17 protein-coding genes and 1 tRNA gene are annotated in these 15,721 nt (G+C 69.2%); 6 read left to right on the top strand and 12 right to left on the bottom strand.

The genetic code is table 11. The features are described 5' to 3' along the window. The first annotated feature begins 98 nt into the window (after positions 1-98). A complete protein-coding gene (locus ACGFQ9_RS08855) occupies positions 99-503 on the top strand; it encodes a pyridoxamine 5'-phosphate oxidase family protein (RefSeq protein WP_393572638.1) in 405 nt (134 codons plus the stop codon). Positions 504-633: 130 nt separating this feature from the next. Here ACGFQ9_RS08855 and ACGFQ9_RS08850 read toward each other — a convergent pair whose 3' ends face one another. After that, positions 634-948, bottom strand: coding sequence for a (2Fe-2S)-binding protein (locus ACGFQ9_RS08850; protein ID WP_150208898.1), 315 nt, complete (start codon positions 946-948; stop codon positions 634-636). 365 nt (positions 949-1,313) lie between these two features. Here ACGFQ9_RS08850 and ACGFQ9_RS08845 point away from each other — a divergent pair, with 365 nt between their 5' ends. Next, entirely contained in the window at positions 1,314-2,297 is a 984-nt protein-coding gene (locus tag ACGFQ9_RS08845; RefSeq protein ID WP_393572636.1) for a helix-turn-helix transcriptional regulator, read from the top strand. Between the two features lie 104 nt (positions 2,298-2,401). On the opposite strand, the gene ACGFQ9_RS08840 is transcribed toward ACGFQ9_RS08845, so the two are convergent. The 4 genes from ACGFQ9_RS08840 to dnaK are packed head-to-tail and all read right to left on the bottom strand — an operon-like array spanning position 2,402 to position 6,547. Further along, positions 2,402-2,848, bottom strand: a complete 447-nt coding sequence (locus ACGFQ9_RS08840) for a heat shock protein transcriptional repressor HspR (RefSeq protein WP_393572634.1) — start codon at positions 2,846-2,848, stop codon at positions 2,402-2,404. A 1-nt stretch (position 2,849) separates the two neighbouring features. Continuing rightward, positions 2,850-4,028, bottom strand: a complete 1,179-nt coding sequence (gene dnaJ / locus ACGFQ9_RS08835) for a molecular chaperone DnaJ (RefSeq protein WP_393572632.1) — start codon at positions 4,026-4,028, stop codon at positions 2,850-2,852. Between the two features lie 33 nt (positions 4,029-4,061). Continuing rightward, the gene (gene grpE / locus ACGFQ9_RS08830) at positions 4,062-4,709 is read right to left on the bottom strand and encodes a nucleotide exchange factor GrpE (protein WP_393572630.1); all 648 of its coding nucleotides are present in this window, start codon (positions 4,707-4,709) and stop codon (positions 4,062-4,064) included. Then, positions 4,709-6,547 carry a molecular chaperone DnaK gene (dnaK, locus tag ACGFQ9_RS08825; RefSeq protein WP_393572628.1) on the bottom strand — a complete coding sequence of 613 codons (1,839 nt, stop codon included), beginning with the start codon at positions 6,545-6,547 and terminating at the stop codon, positions 4,709-4,711. Before dnaK ends, grpE begins: the two co-directional genes overlap by 1 nt. 310 nt (positions 6,548-6,857) lie before the next feature. On the opposite strand from dnaK, the gene ACGFQ9_RS08820 reads away from it, so the two are divergent. The 3 genes from ACGFQ9_RS08820 (at position 6,858) to ACGFQ9_RS08810 (ending at position 10,915) form a co-directional block, all read left to right on the top strand. Continuing rightward, positions 6,858-7,445: a sugar transferase gene (locus ACGFQ9_RS08820; protein WP_393572626.1), complete on the top strand. Its 588-nt coding sequence runs from the start codon at positions 6,858-6,860 to the stop codon at positions 7,443-7,445. Between the two features lie 65 nt (positions 7,446-7,510). After that, entirely contained in the window at positions 7,511-9,751 is a 2,241-nt protein-coding gene (locus ACGFQ9_RS08815; RefSeq protein ID WP_393572625.1) for a heterodisulfide reductase-related iron-sulfur binding cluster, read from the top strand. A 219-nt stretch (positions 9,752-9,970) separates the two neighbouring features. Next, positions 9,971-10,915, top strand: coding sequence for a YIP1 family protein (locus tag ACGFQ9_RS08810; RefSeq protein WP_393572623.1), 945 nt, complete (start codon positions 9,971-9,973; stop codon positions 10,913-10,915). Positions 10,916-10,997: 82 nt separating this feature from the next. Here the strand turns inward: ACGFQ9_RS08810 and ACGFQ9_RS08805 are convergent, their stop codons facing one another. The 3 genes from ACGFQ9_RS08805 to ACGFQ9_RS08795 all read right to left on the bottom strand — a co-directional run bounded on the left by ACGFQ9_RS08805 (position 10,998) and on the right by ACGFQ9_RS08795 (position 12,402). Further along, positions 10,998-11,498 carry a phosphoribosyltransferase gene (locus ACGFQ9_RS08805; protein ID WP_393572622.1) on the bottom strand — a complete coding sequence of 167 codons (501 nt, stop codon included), beginning with the start codon at positions 11,496-11,498 and terminating at the stop codon, positions 10,998-11,000. Further along, on the bottom strand, positions 11,491-12,081 hold the full coding sequence (gene dcd / locus ACGFQ9_RS08800) for a dCTP deaminase (protein WP_393572620.1): 591 nt from the start codon (positions 12,079-12,081) through the stop codon (positions 11,491-11,493). Before dcd ends, ACGFQ9_RS08805 begins: the two co-directional genes overlap by 8 nt. A gap of 111 nt (positions 12,082-12,192) precedes the next feature. Further along, positions 12,193-12,402, bottom strand: a complete 210-nt coding sequence (locus ACGFQ9_RS08795) for a hypothetical protein (RefSeq protein ID WP_393572618.1) — start codon at positions 12,400-12,402, stop codon at positions 12,193-12,195. Positions 12,403-12,580: 178 nt separating this feature from the next. On the opposite strand from ACGFQ9_RS08795, the gene ACGFQ9_RS08790 reads away from it, so the two are divergent. Beyond that, a tRNA-Gly gene (locus tag ACGFQ9_RS08790) sits at positions 12,581-12,651 on the top strand. Positions 12,652-12,705: 54 nt separating this feature from the next. On the opposite strand, the gene ACGFQ9_RS08785 is transcribed toward ACGFQ9_RS08790, so the two are convergent. The 4 genes from ACGFQ9_RS08785 to ACGFQ9_RS08770 all read right to left on the bottom strand — a co-directional run bounded on the left by ACGFQ9_RS08785 (position 12,706) and on the right by ACGFQ9_RS08770 (position 15,720). Then, positions 12,706-13,890: a tyrosine-type recombinase/integrase gene (locus tag ACGFQ9_RS08785; protein WP_393572616.1), complete on the bottom strand. Its 1,185-nt coding sequence runs from the start codon at positions 13,888-13,890 to the stop codon at positions 12,706-12,708. Next, positions 13,890-14,162 carry a helix-turn-helix domain-containing protein gene (locus ACGFQ9_RS08780; RefSeq protein ID WP_393572614.1) on the bottom strand — a complete coding sequence of 91 codons (273 nt, stop codon included), beginning with the start codon at positions 14,160-14,162 and terminating at the stop codon, positions 13,890-13,892. The genes ACGFQ9_RS08785 and ACGFQ9_RS08780 overlap by 1 nt, the downstream gene beginning before the upstream one ends. Positions 14,163-14,338: 176 nt before the next feature. After that, positions 14,339-15,586 (bottom strand): DUF3631 domain-containing protein, encoded by a 1,248-nt coding sequence (locus ACGFQ9_RS08775; RefSeq protein WP_393572612.1) that lies wholly within the window; start codon positions 15,584-15,586, stop codon positions 14,339-14,341. Further along, entirely contained in the window at positions 15,586-15,720 is a 135-nt protein-coding gene (locus ACGFQ9_RS08770; protein WP_393572610.1) for a hypothetical protein, read from the bottom strand. Before ACGFQ9_RS08770 ends, ACGFQ9_RS08775 begins: the two co-directional genes overlap by 1 nt. Position 15,721: the final 1 nt, after the last annotated feature.

Raw genomic sequence — 15,721 nt, 5'->3', positions numbered from 1 at the left:
CTCTCCGTCTCCGTACAGATACTGCCAAGGTCAACGTGCATAAAGTTGAGTCTATTCCACTCAAGGTGCTTTCGGGGCCGTCACGTACGCTTCGGCGCATGGCCCATGACGTACTCAACCCGACGCCGGAGTACCTCGCCTTCTGGCGGGAACGGCACGTGTGCACCCTGACCACCCTGCGGCCGGACGGCACCCCCCACGTGGTGCCGGTGGGCGTGACGTACGACCCGGAGGCCGGAGTGGCCCGGGTGATCAGCAACAAGCACAGCAAGAAGGTCCGCAACGTGCTGGCGGCGCAGCCGGGCCGGGCGCGGGCCGCGGTCTGCCAGATGGAGGGGCGCCGCTGGGCCACGCTGGAGGGGCACGCGGTGATCCGCGCGGACGAGGCGTCGGTCGCCGACGCGGTGGCCCGCTACGCGGAGCGCTACCGGCGGACCCCGTCGCCGAACCCGGACCGGGTGGTCATAGAGATCTCGCTGGACCGCGCGATGGGGCGGGCCTGAGCGGAAGAGGGGCAATGTCCGGTTCGCATATGGACGCGGACATCACAACGGCGCCATCGTGTTCAGGTCCACGATGGCGCCGCTGTGTGGGGGAAGCACCTGAGCGATCTGCGACGACGGGGGAATCGCGTCAGGCACTGCGGGGGGTGGCGGTGGTGATATCGGGCTCGAAGAGCTGGTGGTCACGCTGATCCAGATTGACGAAGACCATGCCGTACCGGACCTCGCAACGGACCGGTTGCGGGGCGCCCCGGGGGCGGCGCAGGCAGCGGTAGGCGCGGACGTCCTCGTCCTCCTCGCGCACGATGACAATGGGCTGGCCGAAAAGGGTGACCATCAGGGAATCGCCGGCGTGGGGGATCGCCGTGACCAGATCGATGAACTGCCACCCGGACCGGTAGGCGGAGGCCATTTCCCGCCGGAAGTCGCGGTCGTCGGGGGTCATGCGTCGGACTTCCCGTGCGGAGCGGTGCCCCAGCCGCTGTCGGGCGGTACGACGCCCCAGCCGCTGTCGTTGTCGTTCTCGCCGCCGGTCGTCGCGGGCGCTCCCCAGCCGCTGTCGGCCGGCGTACTTCCCCAACCGCTGTCGGCTATGCCGAGGTTGCCTCCGGCCACCCCGTAAGCCACAACCGTGGAGAGAGCAACGGCAACCACCGAGCGAAGCAATTTCTTATACATGGTCGACTTCGTCCTCACTGGATGGATTCCTCTCCCCCGCATCTCAGACGATGACTTATCGAGCCACGTCGATGCCACTGGGGCGATGCATCATGTTCCTGTAGATGCAAAACCCTGGGGGTGGGAGATTCAGTGACAAAGGCTGTAAACCAGACACATCCCCACCCGGTGACGGAGCTGTGCGGTCTTGGATCGGAGCTCTACGCCACTGCCCTCAGCTCCGGGCGGATCGCCCGCGTGGAAGTCGAGCACACGCCCTGCCTGCTGGAATTCGCGCTGCTCCATCCCGACCCTGATGACGCCAACTGGCTCCGTCCGGTTCCCCCTTCGGTGGCCCTGGCGCAGCGGCTCCACCCGCTGGAACGGGAGATCCTGCAGCACCGCCGCGCTTCCATCGAACTGACCGAAGCGTTTGAGCCATTCATGGCCATCAGCGCGATGAGTCCCGCACCCACCCACGCGATCACCGTGCTGGAGGGTTTCAACCGCATCAACGCGGCCCTCAACCTGGCCACTTCCGAGTGCCACACCGAGATGCTGACCATCCAGCCCGGCGGCGGCCGCGCCGAGCACGTGCTGAGCCAGGCGATCGAGCGCGACCAGCCGCTCATCCGCCGGGGCGTCAGCATGCGGACCCTCTACCAGCACACGGTCCGGCACAGCCGCGGCACGATGGCCTACATCGACCGGGTGGCCGGCGGCAAGGTGGAGTTCCGGACCCTGGAGGAGCTGGTCGAGCGGCTCATCATCTGCGACGAGTCGGTCGCCTTCATCCCGGCCCGGGACGACCAGCAGGTCGCGCTGGAGCTACGGCACCCCGCCCTGGTCCGCTACCTCATCAAGGTGTTCGAGCAGCTGTGGCACCGGGCCGTGCCGCTGCGCGAGGAGGTCTCGTACGGGCCGACCCCCGAGGGGATCTCGGGCGTGCAGCGGTCCATCGCCCAGCTCCTCGTCGAGGGCCACGTGGACGAGGCCATCGCCCGCCGGCTCGGCATGAACGTACGCACCTGCCGGGCGCACATCGCCAAACTGGCCGGAACCCTCGGCAGCGGCAGCCGCGCGCAGCTGGGCTACCGCATCGCGCAGTCGGGGATCCTGGACCACCCCGGGCAGTGAACGCGCGGAGGCCCCCGCCCTGGTACGGGCGGGGGCCTCCTGCGTGTCCGGCCGGTCGGGCCGGCTCGGCTCAGGCCTGTGGCCGGCTCGGTCAGGTGGCCGGCTCAGTCCTGCGGCCGCTTGGGCCGCCACACGACCAGCGCGCCGGTCTGCTGGACGTCCTGGTACGGGACCAGGTCGCGCCGGTACGAGGCGTGGACCTGCGCCTCGCGCTGCTGCATGGCCAGGGCCGCGCCGTCGACGGCGGCCGCCAGCTCGGCGACCCGCTGCTGGAGCGCGGCCACCTGGTTCTGCAATTCGATGATCCGCTTGATGCCGGCCAGGTTGACGCCCTCGTCCTGGGACAGCTGCTGCACCGTGCGGAGCAGCTCGATGTCCCGGGCCGAGTAGCGGCGGCCCCGCCCGGCCGTGCGGTCCGGGGAGACCAGCCCGAGCCGGTCGTACTGGCGGAGGGTCTGCGGGTGCAGGCCGGAGAGCTGAGCGGCGACCGAGATCACGTAGACCGGAGTCTCATCCGTGAGCTCATAGGGATTGCGTCGTCGGCCGTCCATCTCATGCTCCCTTCGCTGCCTCGAACAGTGCGGACCTGGGGTCCTCGTCCGCCGTGGCTTCCCGGTAGGTCTCCAGGGCCTCGCGCGCCTTGTCGGACAGTTCCGCCGGAACCGCCACCTCCACGGTGACCAGCAGGTCGCCGCGGGTGCCGTCCTTGCGGACCGCGCCCTTGCCGCGGGCCCGCATCGTACGCCCGTTCGGGGTTCCCTGGGGGAGTTTCAGCGTGACCGCCGGACCGCCCAGGGTGGGCACCCGGATCTCGCCGCCGAGCGTGGCCTCCGCGAAGGACACCGGGACGGTCACCGTCAGGTTGTCGTCCTTGCGGCCGAACACCGGGTGCGCGTCCACGTGCACGACCACGTACAGGTCGCCCGCCGGGCCGCCGCGCTCGCCCGGGGCGCCCTTGCCGCGCAGCCGGATCTTCTGGCCGTCGGTGACGCCCGCCGGGATCCGGACCTGCATGGTGCGGGAGGACCGGGCCCGGCCGCTGCCCTTGCAGACCTCGCAGGGGGTCTCGGCGATCAGGCCGCGCCCCTTGCAGTCGGCGCAGGGGTCGGTGAGCGAGAACCCGCCGCCGCTGCCCCGGGAGACCTGGCCGGTGCCGACGCAGGTCGGGCACACACGGGGCGTGCCGTTCGCGTCTCCGGTGCCGGAGCACGCCTTGCAGGGGGCCTGGGAGGACATCCGGAGCGGGACCGTGGCCCCGTCCACCGCCTCGGTGAAGCTGAGCGTCACCTCGGACTCGATGTCCTGGCCGCGGCGCGGCTGGGTACGCGTACCCGGGCCGGGGCCGCCGCGGTTGAACAGCCCGCCGAACATGTCGCCGAGGCCGCCGCCGCCGAAGCCGCCGCCCGCTCCCCCGCCCTGGGCGCCCCCGAAGAGGTCGCCCAGGTCGAAGTTGAAGTTGCCGCCGGCGCCCGGGCCGGGACGGAAGCCACCGTTGCCGAAGAGGGCGCGCGCCTCGTCGTACTCCTTGCGCTTCTTGGCGTCGCCGAGGACGTCGTTCGCCTCGGAGATCTCCTTGAAACGCTCCTCGGCCGCGGCGTCACCCTTGTTGGCGTCCGGGTGGAACTCGCGGGCGAGCTTCCGGTACGCCTTCTTGATCTCGGCCTCGGTGGCGTCCTTGGGGACGCCGAGAACCTTGTAGTAGTCCTTCTCCACGAAGTCCTTCGTGCTCACCGGCGTCCCTCCTCCCAGGTCCTGCTGCGGGTGTTACTCACTGTCCTTCTTGTCGTCGGACGACTCCTTCTCGGAGTCCTCCGACTTGGGGGCCGAAGCTCCCGGCTGCGGCTCGGCCACCGCGACCCGCGCGGGGCGGATCGTGCGCTCGCCGATCCGGTACCCCGGCTGCAGGATCGCCACGCAGGTCGTCTCGGTGACGTCCGGCGCGTACGAGTGCATCAGGGCCTCGTGGATCGTCGGGTCGAAGGGCTCGCCCTCCTTGCCGAACTGCTGCAGCCCCATCTTGGCGGCCACGGTCTCCAGCGACTCGGCGACGGACTTGAACCCGCCGACGAGCTCGCTGTGTTCCCGCGCCCGGCCGATGTCGTCGAGCACGGGAAGGAGCTCGGTCAGGAGGCTCGCCACGGCGATCTCCTTGACCGTGACCCGGTCCCGGTCGACGCGGCGGCGGTAGTTCTGGTACTCGGCCTGGAGCCGCTGGAGGTCACCGGTGCGCTCGGCGAGCGCCGTACGGGCCTGGTCCAGCTGCGCCAGCAGAGCGACATCCTGTGCGGTGTCGTCCCCGGCCGGGGACGCCGCGTCCGCCTTGTCGGCGGAGTCGGCGGCCTTCGGCTCCTCGGGCGTGCCGTCGGCGGGGACGTCCGGCTTCTCGTCGAAGCCCGGGGTCTCCTCCGACATCAGACAGCGCCGCCCTTCGGCTTGTCCTCGTCCACGATCTCGGCGTCGACGACATCGTCATCGGCCTTGGTCTGGCCCGCGTCACCGGCGGCACCCTGGGCGCCCTGCGCGTCGGCGTAGATCGCCTGGCCCAGCTTCTGGGAGACGGCCGCGACCTTCTCCGTGGCGGTGCGGATCTCGGCGGCGTCCTCGCCCTTGAGCTTCTCCTTCAGCTCGGCGACGGCGGCCTCGACCTCGTCCTTGACCTCGGCCGGAACCTTGTCCTCGTTGTCCTTGACGAACTTCTCGGTCTGGTAGACGAGCTGCTCGGCCTGGTTGCGGGTCTCGGCGGACTCGCGGCGGCGCTGGTCCTCCTCCGCGTACTGCTCGGCCTCCTGGCGCATCCGGTCGACCTCTTCCTTGGCGAGCGAAGAACCGCCGGTGACGGTCATCTTCTGCTCCTTGCCCGTGCCGAGGTCCTTGGCCGTGACGTGCATGATGCCGTTCGCGTCGATGTCGAAGGCGACCTCGATCTGCGGGACACCGCGCGGGGCCGGCGGCAGGCCGGTCAGCTCGAACATGCCGAGCTTCTTGTTGTACGCCGCGATCTCGCGCTCGCCCTGGTAGACCTGGATCTGCACGGACGGCTGGTTGTCCTCGGCCGTGGTGAAGATCTCGGACCGCTTGGTCGGGATCGTGGTGTTGCGCTCGATGAGCTTGGTCATGATGCCGCCCTTGGTCTCGATGCCGAGGGACAGCGGGGTCACGTCGAGGAGCAGGACGTCCTTGACCTCGCCCTTGAGGACACCGGCCTGGAGGGTGGCGCCGATGGCGACGACCTCGTCCGGGTTCACACCCTTGTTGGCCTCCTTGCCGCCGGTCAGCTCCTTGACGAGCTCGGCGACGGCGGGCATACGGGTCGAACCACCGACGAGCACGACGTGGTCGATCTCGGACAGCGCGATGCCGGCGTCCTTGATCACGTTGTGGAACGGGGTCTTGCAGCGCTGCAGGAGGTCCTCGGTCAGCTGCTGGAACTGAGCGCGGGTGAGCTTCTCGTCCAGGTGCAGCGGGCCCTCGGCGGAGGCCGTGATGTAGGGCAGGTTGATCGTGGTCTCCGTGGAGGAGGACAGCTCGATCTTCGCCTTCTCGGCGGCCTCGCGCAGACGCTGGAGCGCCATCTTGTCCTTGGACAGGTCGACGCCGTGGCCGTTGGCGAACTGCTTCACCAGGTAGTCGACGACGCGCTGGTCCCAGTCGTCACCACCGAGGTGGTTGTCACCGTTGGTGGCCTTCACCTCGACGACGCCGTCGCCGATCTCCAGGAGGGACACGTCGAAGGTGCCGCCACCGAGGTCGAAGACGAGGATGGTCTGGTCGTCCTTGTCGAGGCCGTAGGCCAGGGCGGCGGCGGTCGGCTCGTTGACGATGCGCAGGACGTTGAGGCCCGCGATCTCACCGGCCTCCTTGGTGGCCTGGCGCTCGGAGTCGTTGAAGTACGCCGGGACGGTGATGACCGCGTCGGTGACCTTCTCGCCCAGGTAGGCCTCGGCGTCGCGCTTCAGCTTCTGCAGGATGAAGGCGCTCATCTGCTGCGGGTTGAAGTCCTTGCCGTCCAGGTTGATCTTCCAGTCAGTGCCCATGTGGCGCTTGACCGAGCGGATCGTCCGGTCGACGTTGGTGACGGCCTGCCGCTTGGCGACCTCACCGACGAGGACCTCGCCGTTCTTGGCGAAGGCGACGACGGACGGCGTGGTCCTGGCGCCCTCGGCGTTGGTGATGACGGTGGGCTCGCCGCCTTCGAGAACGCTGACGACGGAATTGGTGGTGCCCAGGTCGATGCCGACCGCACGAGCCATTTTGATTCCTCCAGTGGACTTGAGTGGAACAGGCTCAACCATGCCATTCCCCCGCCCCACCCGTCAACAGACCTGAGTCGAGCCGACTCAACTCTTATCCCGCCCTTACGCGCAACCCGGCCCCGCCATCGCTGTGGGCAGGCGTCCGCCGAGGTGTGGGCAGGCGTTCCGCAGGGCGGAACGGGTGGGCACACCGGAACACCGCTCAGCAACCGCACCCCGCCGCACCGAAGCCCCCGGCACCGCCAGCCGGGGGACCCGGGCAGCGCGGCGCCACCGACCCCGGCCGGCCCCCGGCCAGGCTGGCGCCATGCGCCTGCCGCAGCTGCCGTCGCTGAGCCCGCCGCCGGCCAAGCGGGTCTTCGACCTGCTGGCCGCCACGGCCCTGCTGGCCGTGCTCGCGCTGCCGCTCCTCGCGGTCGCCGCCGCCCTGCACGTGACCCGCCTGGACGGCGCCTTCCTCCGCGAGCCCGCACTCGGCCTCACCGGCCGCCCGTACCGGACCTGGAGGCTCCGTACAGCCCCGGGCGGGCACCTCGCACGCCTCCGCCTGGACCGGCTGCCCCAGCTGATCAACGTCCTGCGCGGCGAGATGTCCCTGGTCGGCCCATGCCCCGAGGCCCGTACGGACCACCCCGAGCGGCTCCTCGTACGCCCCGGCATGACCGGGCTCTGGCAGGTCAGCACCCGCTCGGGGCTCCCCTGGGACGACAAAGACCTGCTCGACCGGCACTATGTCGAGCAGCACTGGCTGGGCATGGACCTGGCCGTGCTGGCCCGCACCCCTCGGGCCGCCCTCCGGCCGCCCCTCACACGGCCCGGGGGCGGCGAAGACGGAGGTGAGGGGGGCCTGAGCGACACAGATCACCGCGTACGCGGCTACAGTGCGGCCGTATAAGTGGGTAACCTCAGGCTTGACTGAATAAGTTACCGCTTAGTAACGGCCCGCCCGAGGAGCCCGTCATGCAACTCGCCGCGATCATTGTGTCGCTGACCCTGACCGTGGTCGGCGTTGCTCTCTTCGCCCGAGCCATCGCCCAGATCTACCGGTTCGTGAAGATCGGCCAGCCCGTGCCCGCGGGCAGCCGCACCGACAACTGGAAGGCCCGTACGGTCACCCTGACCCGGGAGTTCCTCGGCCACAGCCGGATGAACCGGTGGGGCATCGTCGGCTTCGCGCACTGGTTCGTGGCGATCGGCTTCCTGACGCTGCCGCCGACGCTGGCGCAGGCGTACGGCCAGCTCTTCGAGGCGGAATGGACGCTGCCGGTGCTCGGCGGCTTCCTGCCGTTCGAGCTCTACATCGAGTTCATCGGTGTGATGACGATCCTGGGCATCCTCGCCCTGATCGTGATCCGCCTGCTGAGCCTGCCGTCCAAGGCCGGCCGCAAGTCGCGCTTCGCGGGCTCGAAGGCCTGGCAGGCGTACTTCGTCGAGTACGTCATCCTCACCATCGGCCTCGCCATCTACGTGCTGCGCGGCCTGGAAGGCGCCATCCACCACGTGGACTCCTACGAGGCCGCGTACTTCGCCTCGTACCCGCTGGTCATGGCCTTCGACGGACTGTCGACGGAGACCCTGCAGAACCTGCTCTACTTCACCGCGATGGTGAAGATCAGCGTCTCCCTGATCTGGATGATCACGGTCTCGCTCAACACCAACATGGGTGTCGCCTGGCACCGCTTCCTCGGCTTCCCGAACATCTGGTTCAAGCGGAACGCCGACGGCGAGAGCGCGCTCGGCGCGCTCCAGCCGATGACCTCGGGCGGCAAGGAGATCGACTTCGAGGACCCGGGCGAGGACGACGTCTTCGGCGTCTCCCAGGTCGAGCAGTTCTCCTGGAAGGGCATCCTCGACTTCTCCACCTGCACCGAGTGCGGCCGCTGCCAGTCGCAGTGCCCCGCCTGGAACACCGGCAAGCCGCTCTCCCCGAAGCTCCTGATCATGTCGCTGCGCGACCACGCGCACGCCAAGGCCCCGTACCTGCTGGCCGGCGGCGGCAAGACCATGGAGGGCGAGGAGAAGGCCTCCGAGGAGCAGCTGAAGGACGTCCCGGCGGCGGCGATGGCGGAGGCCGAGCGCCCGCTGATCGGCACGGTCGAGGAGAACGGCGTCATCGACCCGGACGTGCTGTGGTCCTGCACCACCTGCGGTGCGTGCGTGGAGCAGTGCCCGGTCGACATCGAGCACATCGACCACATCGTCGACATGCGCCGCTACCAGGTGATGATCGAGTCCGCGTTCCCGTCCGAGGCGGGCACGATGCTCAAGAACCTGGAGAAGAAGGGCAACCCCTGGGGTCTGGCCAAGAAGCAGCGCGTCGAGTGGACCAAGGAGGTCGACTTCGAGGTCCCGATCGTCGGCAAGGACGTCGAGGACCTCACCGAGGTCGACTACCTGTACTGGGTCGGCTGCGCCGGCGCCCTGGAGGACCGGGCCAAGAAGACCACCAAGGCCTTCGCGGAGCTGCTGCACATGGCGGGCGTCAAGTTCGCGATCATGGGCGGCGAGGAGAAGTGCACGGGTGACTCCCCGCGCCGCCTGGGCAACGAGCCGCTGTTCCAGCAGCTCGGCCAGGAGAACGTCGCGATGCTCAACATGGCGTTCGGCGAGGACGACGAGGACGAGTCGACGAAGAAGCCGAAGTCGGCCAAGAAGATCGTCTCGACCTGTCCGCACTGCTTCAACACCATCGCCAACGAGTACCCGCAGCTCGGCGGCGAGTACGAGGTCATCCACCACACCCAGCTGCTCCAGCACCTCATCGACGAGGGCAAGCTGGTCCCGGTGACCCCGGTCGACGGGCTCATCACCTACCACGACCCCTGCTACCTGGGCCGCCACAACAAGGTCTACACGCCCCCGCGCGAGATCATGGACGCCGTCCCGGGCCTGCGCCAGCAGGAGATGCACCGCCACAAGGAGCGCGGCTTCTGCTGCGGCGCCGGCGGTGCGCGGATGTGGATGGAGGAGCGGATCGGCAAGCGCATCAACAACGAGCGCGTCGACGAGGCCCTGTCCCTGAACCCGGACATCGTCTCCACCGCCTGCCCGTTCTGCCTCGTCATGCTGACCGACTCGGTCAACGGCAAGAAGAACGACGGCCAGGCGAAGGAGTCCGTGCAGGTCGTGGACGTCGCCCAGCTGCTGCTGGAGTCGGTGAAGAAGCCGGTGACGGAGCTCGTGGCGGAGTCCGCGGAGTAGCCGTACGCGCACACAGGCCGGAGGCCGGTCCCCTCGTGGAGGGGACCGGCCTCCGGCCTTTGCCCCGCCACTCTCGCCGGTAACCGGTCACATGGCTCGTTCCCGCCCTGAGGACAACCCCACGGGGAACCCCTAGGGGATGTCACAGCTCAGCCGCAAAGGGGGGCACTTCGGGCCGCGTGGCCCCGGCCCCCCACGGGACCAGGTACGTTCGATCACGTGGCTGGATTCAGGAACGGACGCGGCAGGGACAACAACCGCGGCCCGCAACACCCCCCGCGGCAGCAGCCGTACGGTCAGCAGCAGGCACCGTACGGCGGTCAGCCCTACCCGCACGCGGCTCCGCCGCACCAGCAGGCGTGGCCGCAGCAGGCCGGGGGGCACGGCGAGCCGGAGTACTTCGACCCGCACGGCTACCCCGGGCCGGGCGGCCAGGGCGGCCACGGCGGCGAGCAGTACGGCTACCCGCCGCAGCAGCCGGACCCCGGCGCCTCCTCGTACGCGAACGACCCGGGCCACACCCAGGCGTTCGCCATCGGCGAGGACCCGTACGCCCAGAGCGCGTACGGCGGCCACGGCGCGACCTACCAGGCCGGCGGCGGCCAGGGGGCCGTGCCCGTCGGCCCCAGGCTGCCCTGGAAGGCGCTGCTCCGCGGCATCGTGACCCAGCCCGGCCAGACCTTCCTGCAGATGCGGGACCACCCGGTCTGGGTTCCGGCGCTCATCGTCACCTTCCTCTACGGTCTGCTGGCCGTGTTCGGGCTGGACGAGGCACGCGAGGACGCGCTCAGCGCGACGCTCACCAACGCCATCCCGATCGTGCTGTCGGCCGGTGTGGCCTTCGTGATCTGCGGCCTGATCCTGGGCGGCGTCACCCACACCCTGGCCCGCCAGCTGGGCGGCGACGGCGCCTGGCAGCCCACCGTGGGCCTGTCCATGCTGGTCATGTCGCTGACGGACGCCCCGCGCCTGCTCTTCGCGGTGTTCCTCGGCGGCGACAACACCGTGGTGCAGATCCTGGGCTGGCTGACCTGGGTCGCCGCCGGCTTTCTCTTCACCAGCCTGATCAGCAAGTCGCACGACCTGCCGTGGCCGAAGGCGCTGGGCGCGTCCGCCATCCAGCTGGTCGCCCTGCTGTCGATCATCAAGCTGGGCACGATCTAGCCGGCCCCTCCCCCTGCCGGAAACGCAAAAAGAGGGCCCGCGCTCAAGGCGCGGGCCCTCTTTCGCACGTCCGGTGGCTCTCTCAGGCGTCGAGGACCTGGCCCTCGCGCTTGACGACGGGCGGTTCCGTCGACCACGGGAACTCGATCCAGTCGTCGGTCTTCTTCCACACGTATTCGCACTTCACGAGGCTGTGCGACTTCTCGTAGATCACGGCGGACCGGACCTCGGCCACCGTTCCGAGGCAGAAATCGTGGACCAGCTTCAGCGTCTTTCCGGTGTCGGCGACGTCGTCGGCGATCAGCACCTTCTTGTCGGAGAAGTCGATCGCGTCCGGCACCGGCGCCAGCATGACCGGCATTTCCAGGGTGGTGCCCACGCCCGTGTAGAACTCCACGTTCACCAGGTGGATGTTCTTGCAGTCGAGCGCGTACGCGAGCCCGCCCGCGACGAAAACACCGCCCCGGGCGATGCTCAGGATGATGTCGGGCTCGTACCCGTCGTCGGCGATGGTCCGCGCGAGCTCGCGCACGGCGCGCCCGAAGCCCTCGTAGTCGAGGGTCTCGCGTACTACGTCACTCATTGCGGTCGCCTACCTGCGTGCGGTGGAAGTTCTGGAAGGACCGCGAGGCGGTGGGGCCGCGCTGGCCCTGGTAACGGGATCCGTACCGCTCACTGCCGTACGGGAACTCGGCGGGCGAGCTGAGCCGGAACATGCACAGCTGCCCGATCTTCATCCCGGGCCACAGCTTGATCGGCAGAGTCGCGAGGTTCGACAGCTCCAGGGTCACGTGACCGGAGAACCCCGGGTCGATGAATCCCGCGGTCGAGTGGGTCACGAGCCCCAGCCGCCCGAGACTGGACTTGCCTTCCAGTCTGGAGGCAATGTCCTCGGGCAGCGAGATGACCTCGTACGTCGAGGCGAGGACGAACTCACCGGGGTGCAGGATGAACGCCTCATCCCCCTCCGGCTCGACCATCCTGGTCAGGTCGGGCTGCTCGATCGCGGGGTCGATATGGGCATAGCGGTGATTCTCGAACACCCGGAAATACCGGTCGAGCCGCACGTCGATGCTGGAGGGCTGCACCATCGACTCCTCGAACGGGTCGATGCGCACCCGTCCGCTGTCGATCTCGGCCCGGATGTCCTTGTCTGAGAGAAGCACGTCCCGAGGATACGCAGAGCGCGCGGGCCACCCCCAATCGAGCACCCGCGCGTCCGGCCGCACTCCGTGCCGCCTGAAGGCACGGAGACGTGAATACCGGCGACTGCCGCCCTACCGCTTGGCCCCCGTCACGGGCACGGCATGCCGCAGCCGCGCGCACCGCGGACACCGGAGGAGCCGCCCGGGCCCGATCCGGCCGGCACCGAGATGCCGCATCGGAAACGAAGCGGTGCTGAAAACGTGCCCTTCGGCACAGCGGACGACGGTGTGCTCCATCGAGTCCCTTTCCCCAACGAGCCAGTCTGCGACGAATCGCCACATTAGGGGATGATCGGGACCCGCCCAAGCCGCCGCTCCGCCCACACCGTACGCCCCAACTCCCGTCCGCACACACGCTCCTGCGACATGAACAAGACAGCGGCCCCACGGCTCGTTCGCCGGGGGCCGATCATGGGGTACAGTGTGCAACGATGCGGAATCCAGACAACTGGCCCGCTGCGCGGATGTAGTTTAATGGTAGAACATGAGCTTCCCAAGCTTATAGCGCGGGTTCGATTCCCGTCATCCGCTCTTGAACGAAGGCCCAGGTCAGCGACCTGGGCCTTCGTCATTGTCCAGACCAATTCAGGTGCCGCGCACCACCTCCACACCACCTGCCCCCGGACGGCCCTTCTCCGCGGCCTTCTGCCGCACCGCCTGCACCATGGCGTCGAGCCCGCCGGCGACCTCCTTCTGCCGCTCGTGGTCGGAGTGCTGGTAGATCAGCGCGGCCTTCTCTGAGGACTGCCCGGCGCGGACCATCGTGTCCTTCAGCGTGGCGCCGGCCCGCGTCGACAGGGTGTGCCCGGTGTGACGAAGGTCGTAGAAGCGAAAGGTCGTCGGCATCCCCACGACCGTCCGTGCCCTCCGCCACTTCCGGCCGAAGGTCGTACGCCGGAACGGCGCTCCCTTCTCCCCCACGAAGAGCAGGCCGTCGGCCCCCTTCTCCGCGTACCACTGGACGTGGCGGCGTACCTCTTCCCGCAGGAACTCCGGCAGGACGACCAGCCGCATGCCGGCCTCGGACTTCGTCGGGCCCTCGGCCCGCTTCCCGGTGTTCAGCTCGGGCGCGGCCTTCCGGACCCGAATCGTCAGATCATCGACGTTCACGTCCTTCCGCCGCAGCTCGGCCAGTTCCTCCGGCCTCATGGGGCCGTACGCACCGAGGTAGACCATGAGGCGCCAGCGGATGCCGATCGCATTCGCCAGCGCGTCGACCTGCTCCACGGTGGCGATCTCCCGCTCGGCAGCTGCCTCTTTGCCGGCGCCACGGATCCGGCAGGGGTTCCGCCGGATCAACTCGTCGTCGGCCGCGGTCTCAAGGATGGCCTTGAGCAGTCGGTACGACTTGGCCACGGTCGTCGCTGCCTTCGTCGTCGCGATCCTCTCGGCCCTCCACTCCCGGACCCGGGGCGGGGTGATCTCGTCCAAGTCCAGCTCACCGAAACCGGGAAGGACGTGGAGCCGCAGCAGCCGCTGGTACAGCTCTTCGGTGAGCGGGCTCACCCCACGCTCGGCGACCCACTTCAGCGCGTACTCGGTGAAGTTCACCGCGCCGGCATCCGGATCCCGCCAGTGCCCGCGGGTGAGGTCGGCCTCCACCTGGGAGAGCCAGACCTCGGCGTCGGTCTTCGTCTCGAAGGTTTCGTCCGACCTTCGGCGCACTCCAGCCGGGTCGAGGTAGGACGCGGTCCACGCCCCAGACCGGTACTGCCTCACCGCTCCGAACCTGCGCTTCGTCTTGCCCTTCTTCGGGCCCTTCGTTGCCATCAGGCGGCCCTCCGCGTCCGCGAGCGGGGCACCAGGGCGGGGACTTCGTTCTGGCGCATGTACTCCTCAAGAACACTTGCCTTGATACGGACGTGAGTGCCGAACTTGCTGTACGGGATACGCCTCTCCGCTACCAGTCGCCGGACGAAGCGCTCGTTGTCCATTCCCAGGTGCCGCGCTGCCGCCTTCACGTCCAGGAACGTCTCGCTGAGCGGCGAGACCTGCGAACTCGGCACGGCGACGACGCGCCGGCTACGTGCAGGGCTACTCATCAATGGCCTTTCCGTGATCACGTGTGGTTGTTGCGCCCTCTCCCGAGGGATCCGCCACGTCCGCCACGCCGCCACACCGCAGGTCAGAGCCTCGGATGTGTGGCGGATGCCGGTGGTGTGGCGGATTGGTGCCGCCACACCCCGGTCCGGGGCGTGGCGGCGTGGCTCCGGCTCGGTCAGCTGGCGACGGGGAGCGGTGTGGCGGTTCCGTCGTGCGTGTGGCGGATGTGGGTGGGGGGTTCCGCCACGGATTCACCCCTGCTGACCTGCGGTGTGGCGGACGTGGCGGACGTGGCGGATTCCTCAGGGGACGGCGGGCAGTAGCGCAGCCACGCGTCGGTGAGGTCCTCGGCGTAGTAGCCCTTCGGGAAGCCCGAGGGGGTCCGGATCCCGCGCGGCTTGATCGGCTTGTTGGCCGGGGTGACGTACTGGCCGAGCAGCCGGGCGAGAGTTCGGGAGTTGATCGGCTTGTCGTCGAGGTCGCCCCAGGGCGCGTCGTCCATCCGCAGCAGGCACTCGATGATGGCGGCGGTGGGCATCCGGTCGGCACCGGGGAACACCTTGTCCCGCAGGTCGGTCAGCAGCCGGACGCCGAGCGAGGCTTCGTCGTTGTCCCGTCCGGCATGGACCAGCTCCAGGCAGGCCGCTCGGGCCCGGGAGGGCCAGTCGCCGCCGGCGGCGTCCGCGACGGCGAGCAGGGGCTCCCAGACGTCGGCGGGCCGGTCGGTGACGCCTTCGGGCATTTCCGGCCAGGCGTCGGTGACGCGGTCGCGGACGGTGTCGGCCCACTTGGCGAGCTGGTCCCGCAGGGCGTGGCCCACCTTCTCGTCCCGGCGCTGCCGGTAGGACTCCACCGTCTCGTTCGGGGCCCGCTTGCGCATGCGGATGATGACCGAGCGGGTCAGGACGGTATCGGGCAGGGACCCAAGTCCTGCCATGGCCACGGCGCAGAACGACCCGAAGACCTGGGCGTTCTGGTTGGAGCCGTCCCCGACGCACCGCAGGGCCCCGCCGATGCGCCGGTACCCGGCGTTGAGGAACCCGCGGAGCGCCTCGTCGGCGCCGGCCTTCGGTCCGAAGATGGTGTCGACCTCGTCGAAGAGGACGGTCGGCAGGCCGTTGGCGGAGTCCACCAACCGGTACAGGGCGTTGGCGGACGCCGAAACGGTGCTGACGGGCCGGGGCGTGAGGAGCTCCACGATCTCCAGCGCACGGGACTTACCCGACCCTGGCTCCGGGGACAGGAACGCGATCCGTGGTGTGGTCTCGAAGCACTCGACCAGGTGCGCGTGCGCGTCCCACAGCGCCACCGCGACGTATGCGGCCTCGGTGGGGAAGACGTTGAACCGGCGGTGGAAGGCTTCCACCTCGTCCAGCAGGGCGGCCCCGTCGATGGGCGCGGTGGTCGTGCTGCGGTCGCTCATCAGGCGGCCTTCCCTTCAGTGGTGTTGAGCTGGGGGCAGGTGGTGCGGTGGCGCTCGTGGTCGGCGATCAGGGCAAGGGCCTTGGCGTGGCCGGCCGCGAACAGGTCGCGTCCGCAGATGCACCACGACCGCACG

Origin of the sequence: Streptomyces sp. NPDC048603, from assembly GCF_043199475.1 — a bacterium.
Taxonomy (GTDB): domain Bacteria; phylum Actinomycetota; class Actinomycetes; order Streptomycetales; family Streptomycetaceae; genus Streptomyces.
This window is presented reverse-complemented; position numbering and strand designations above follow the sequence as displayed.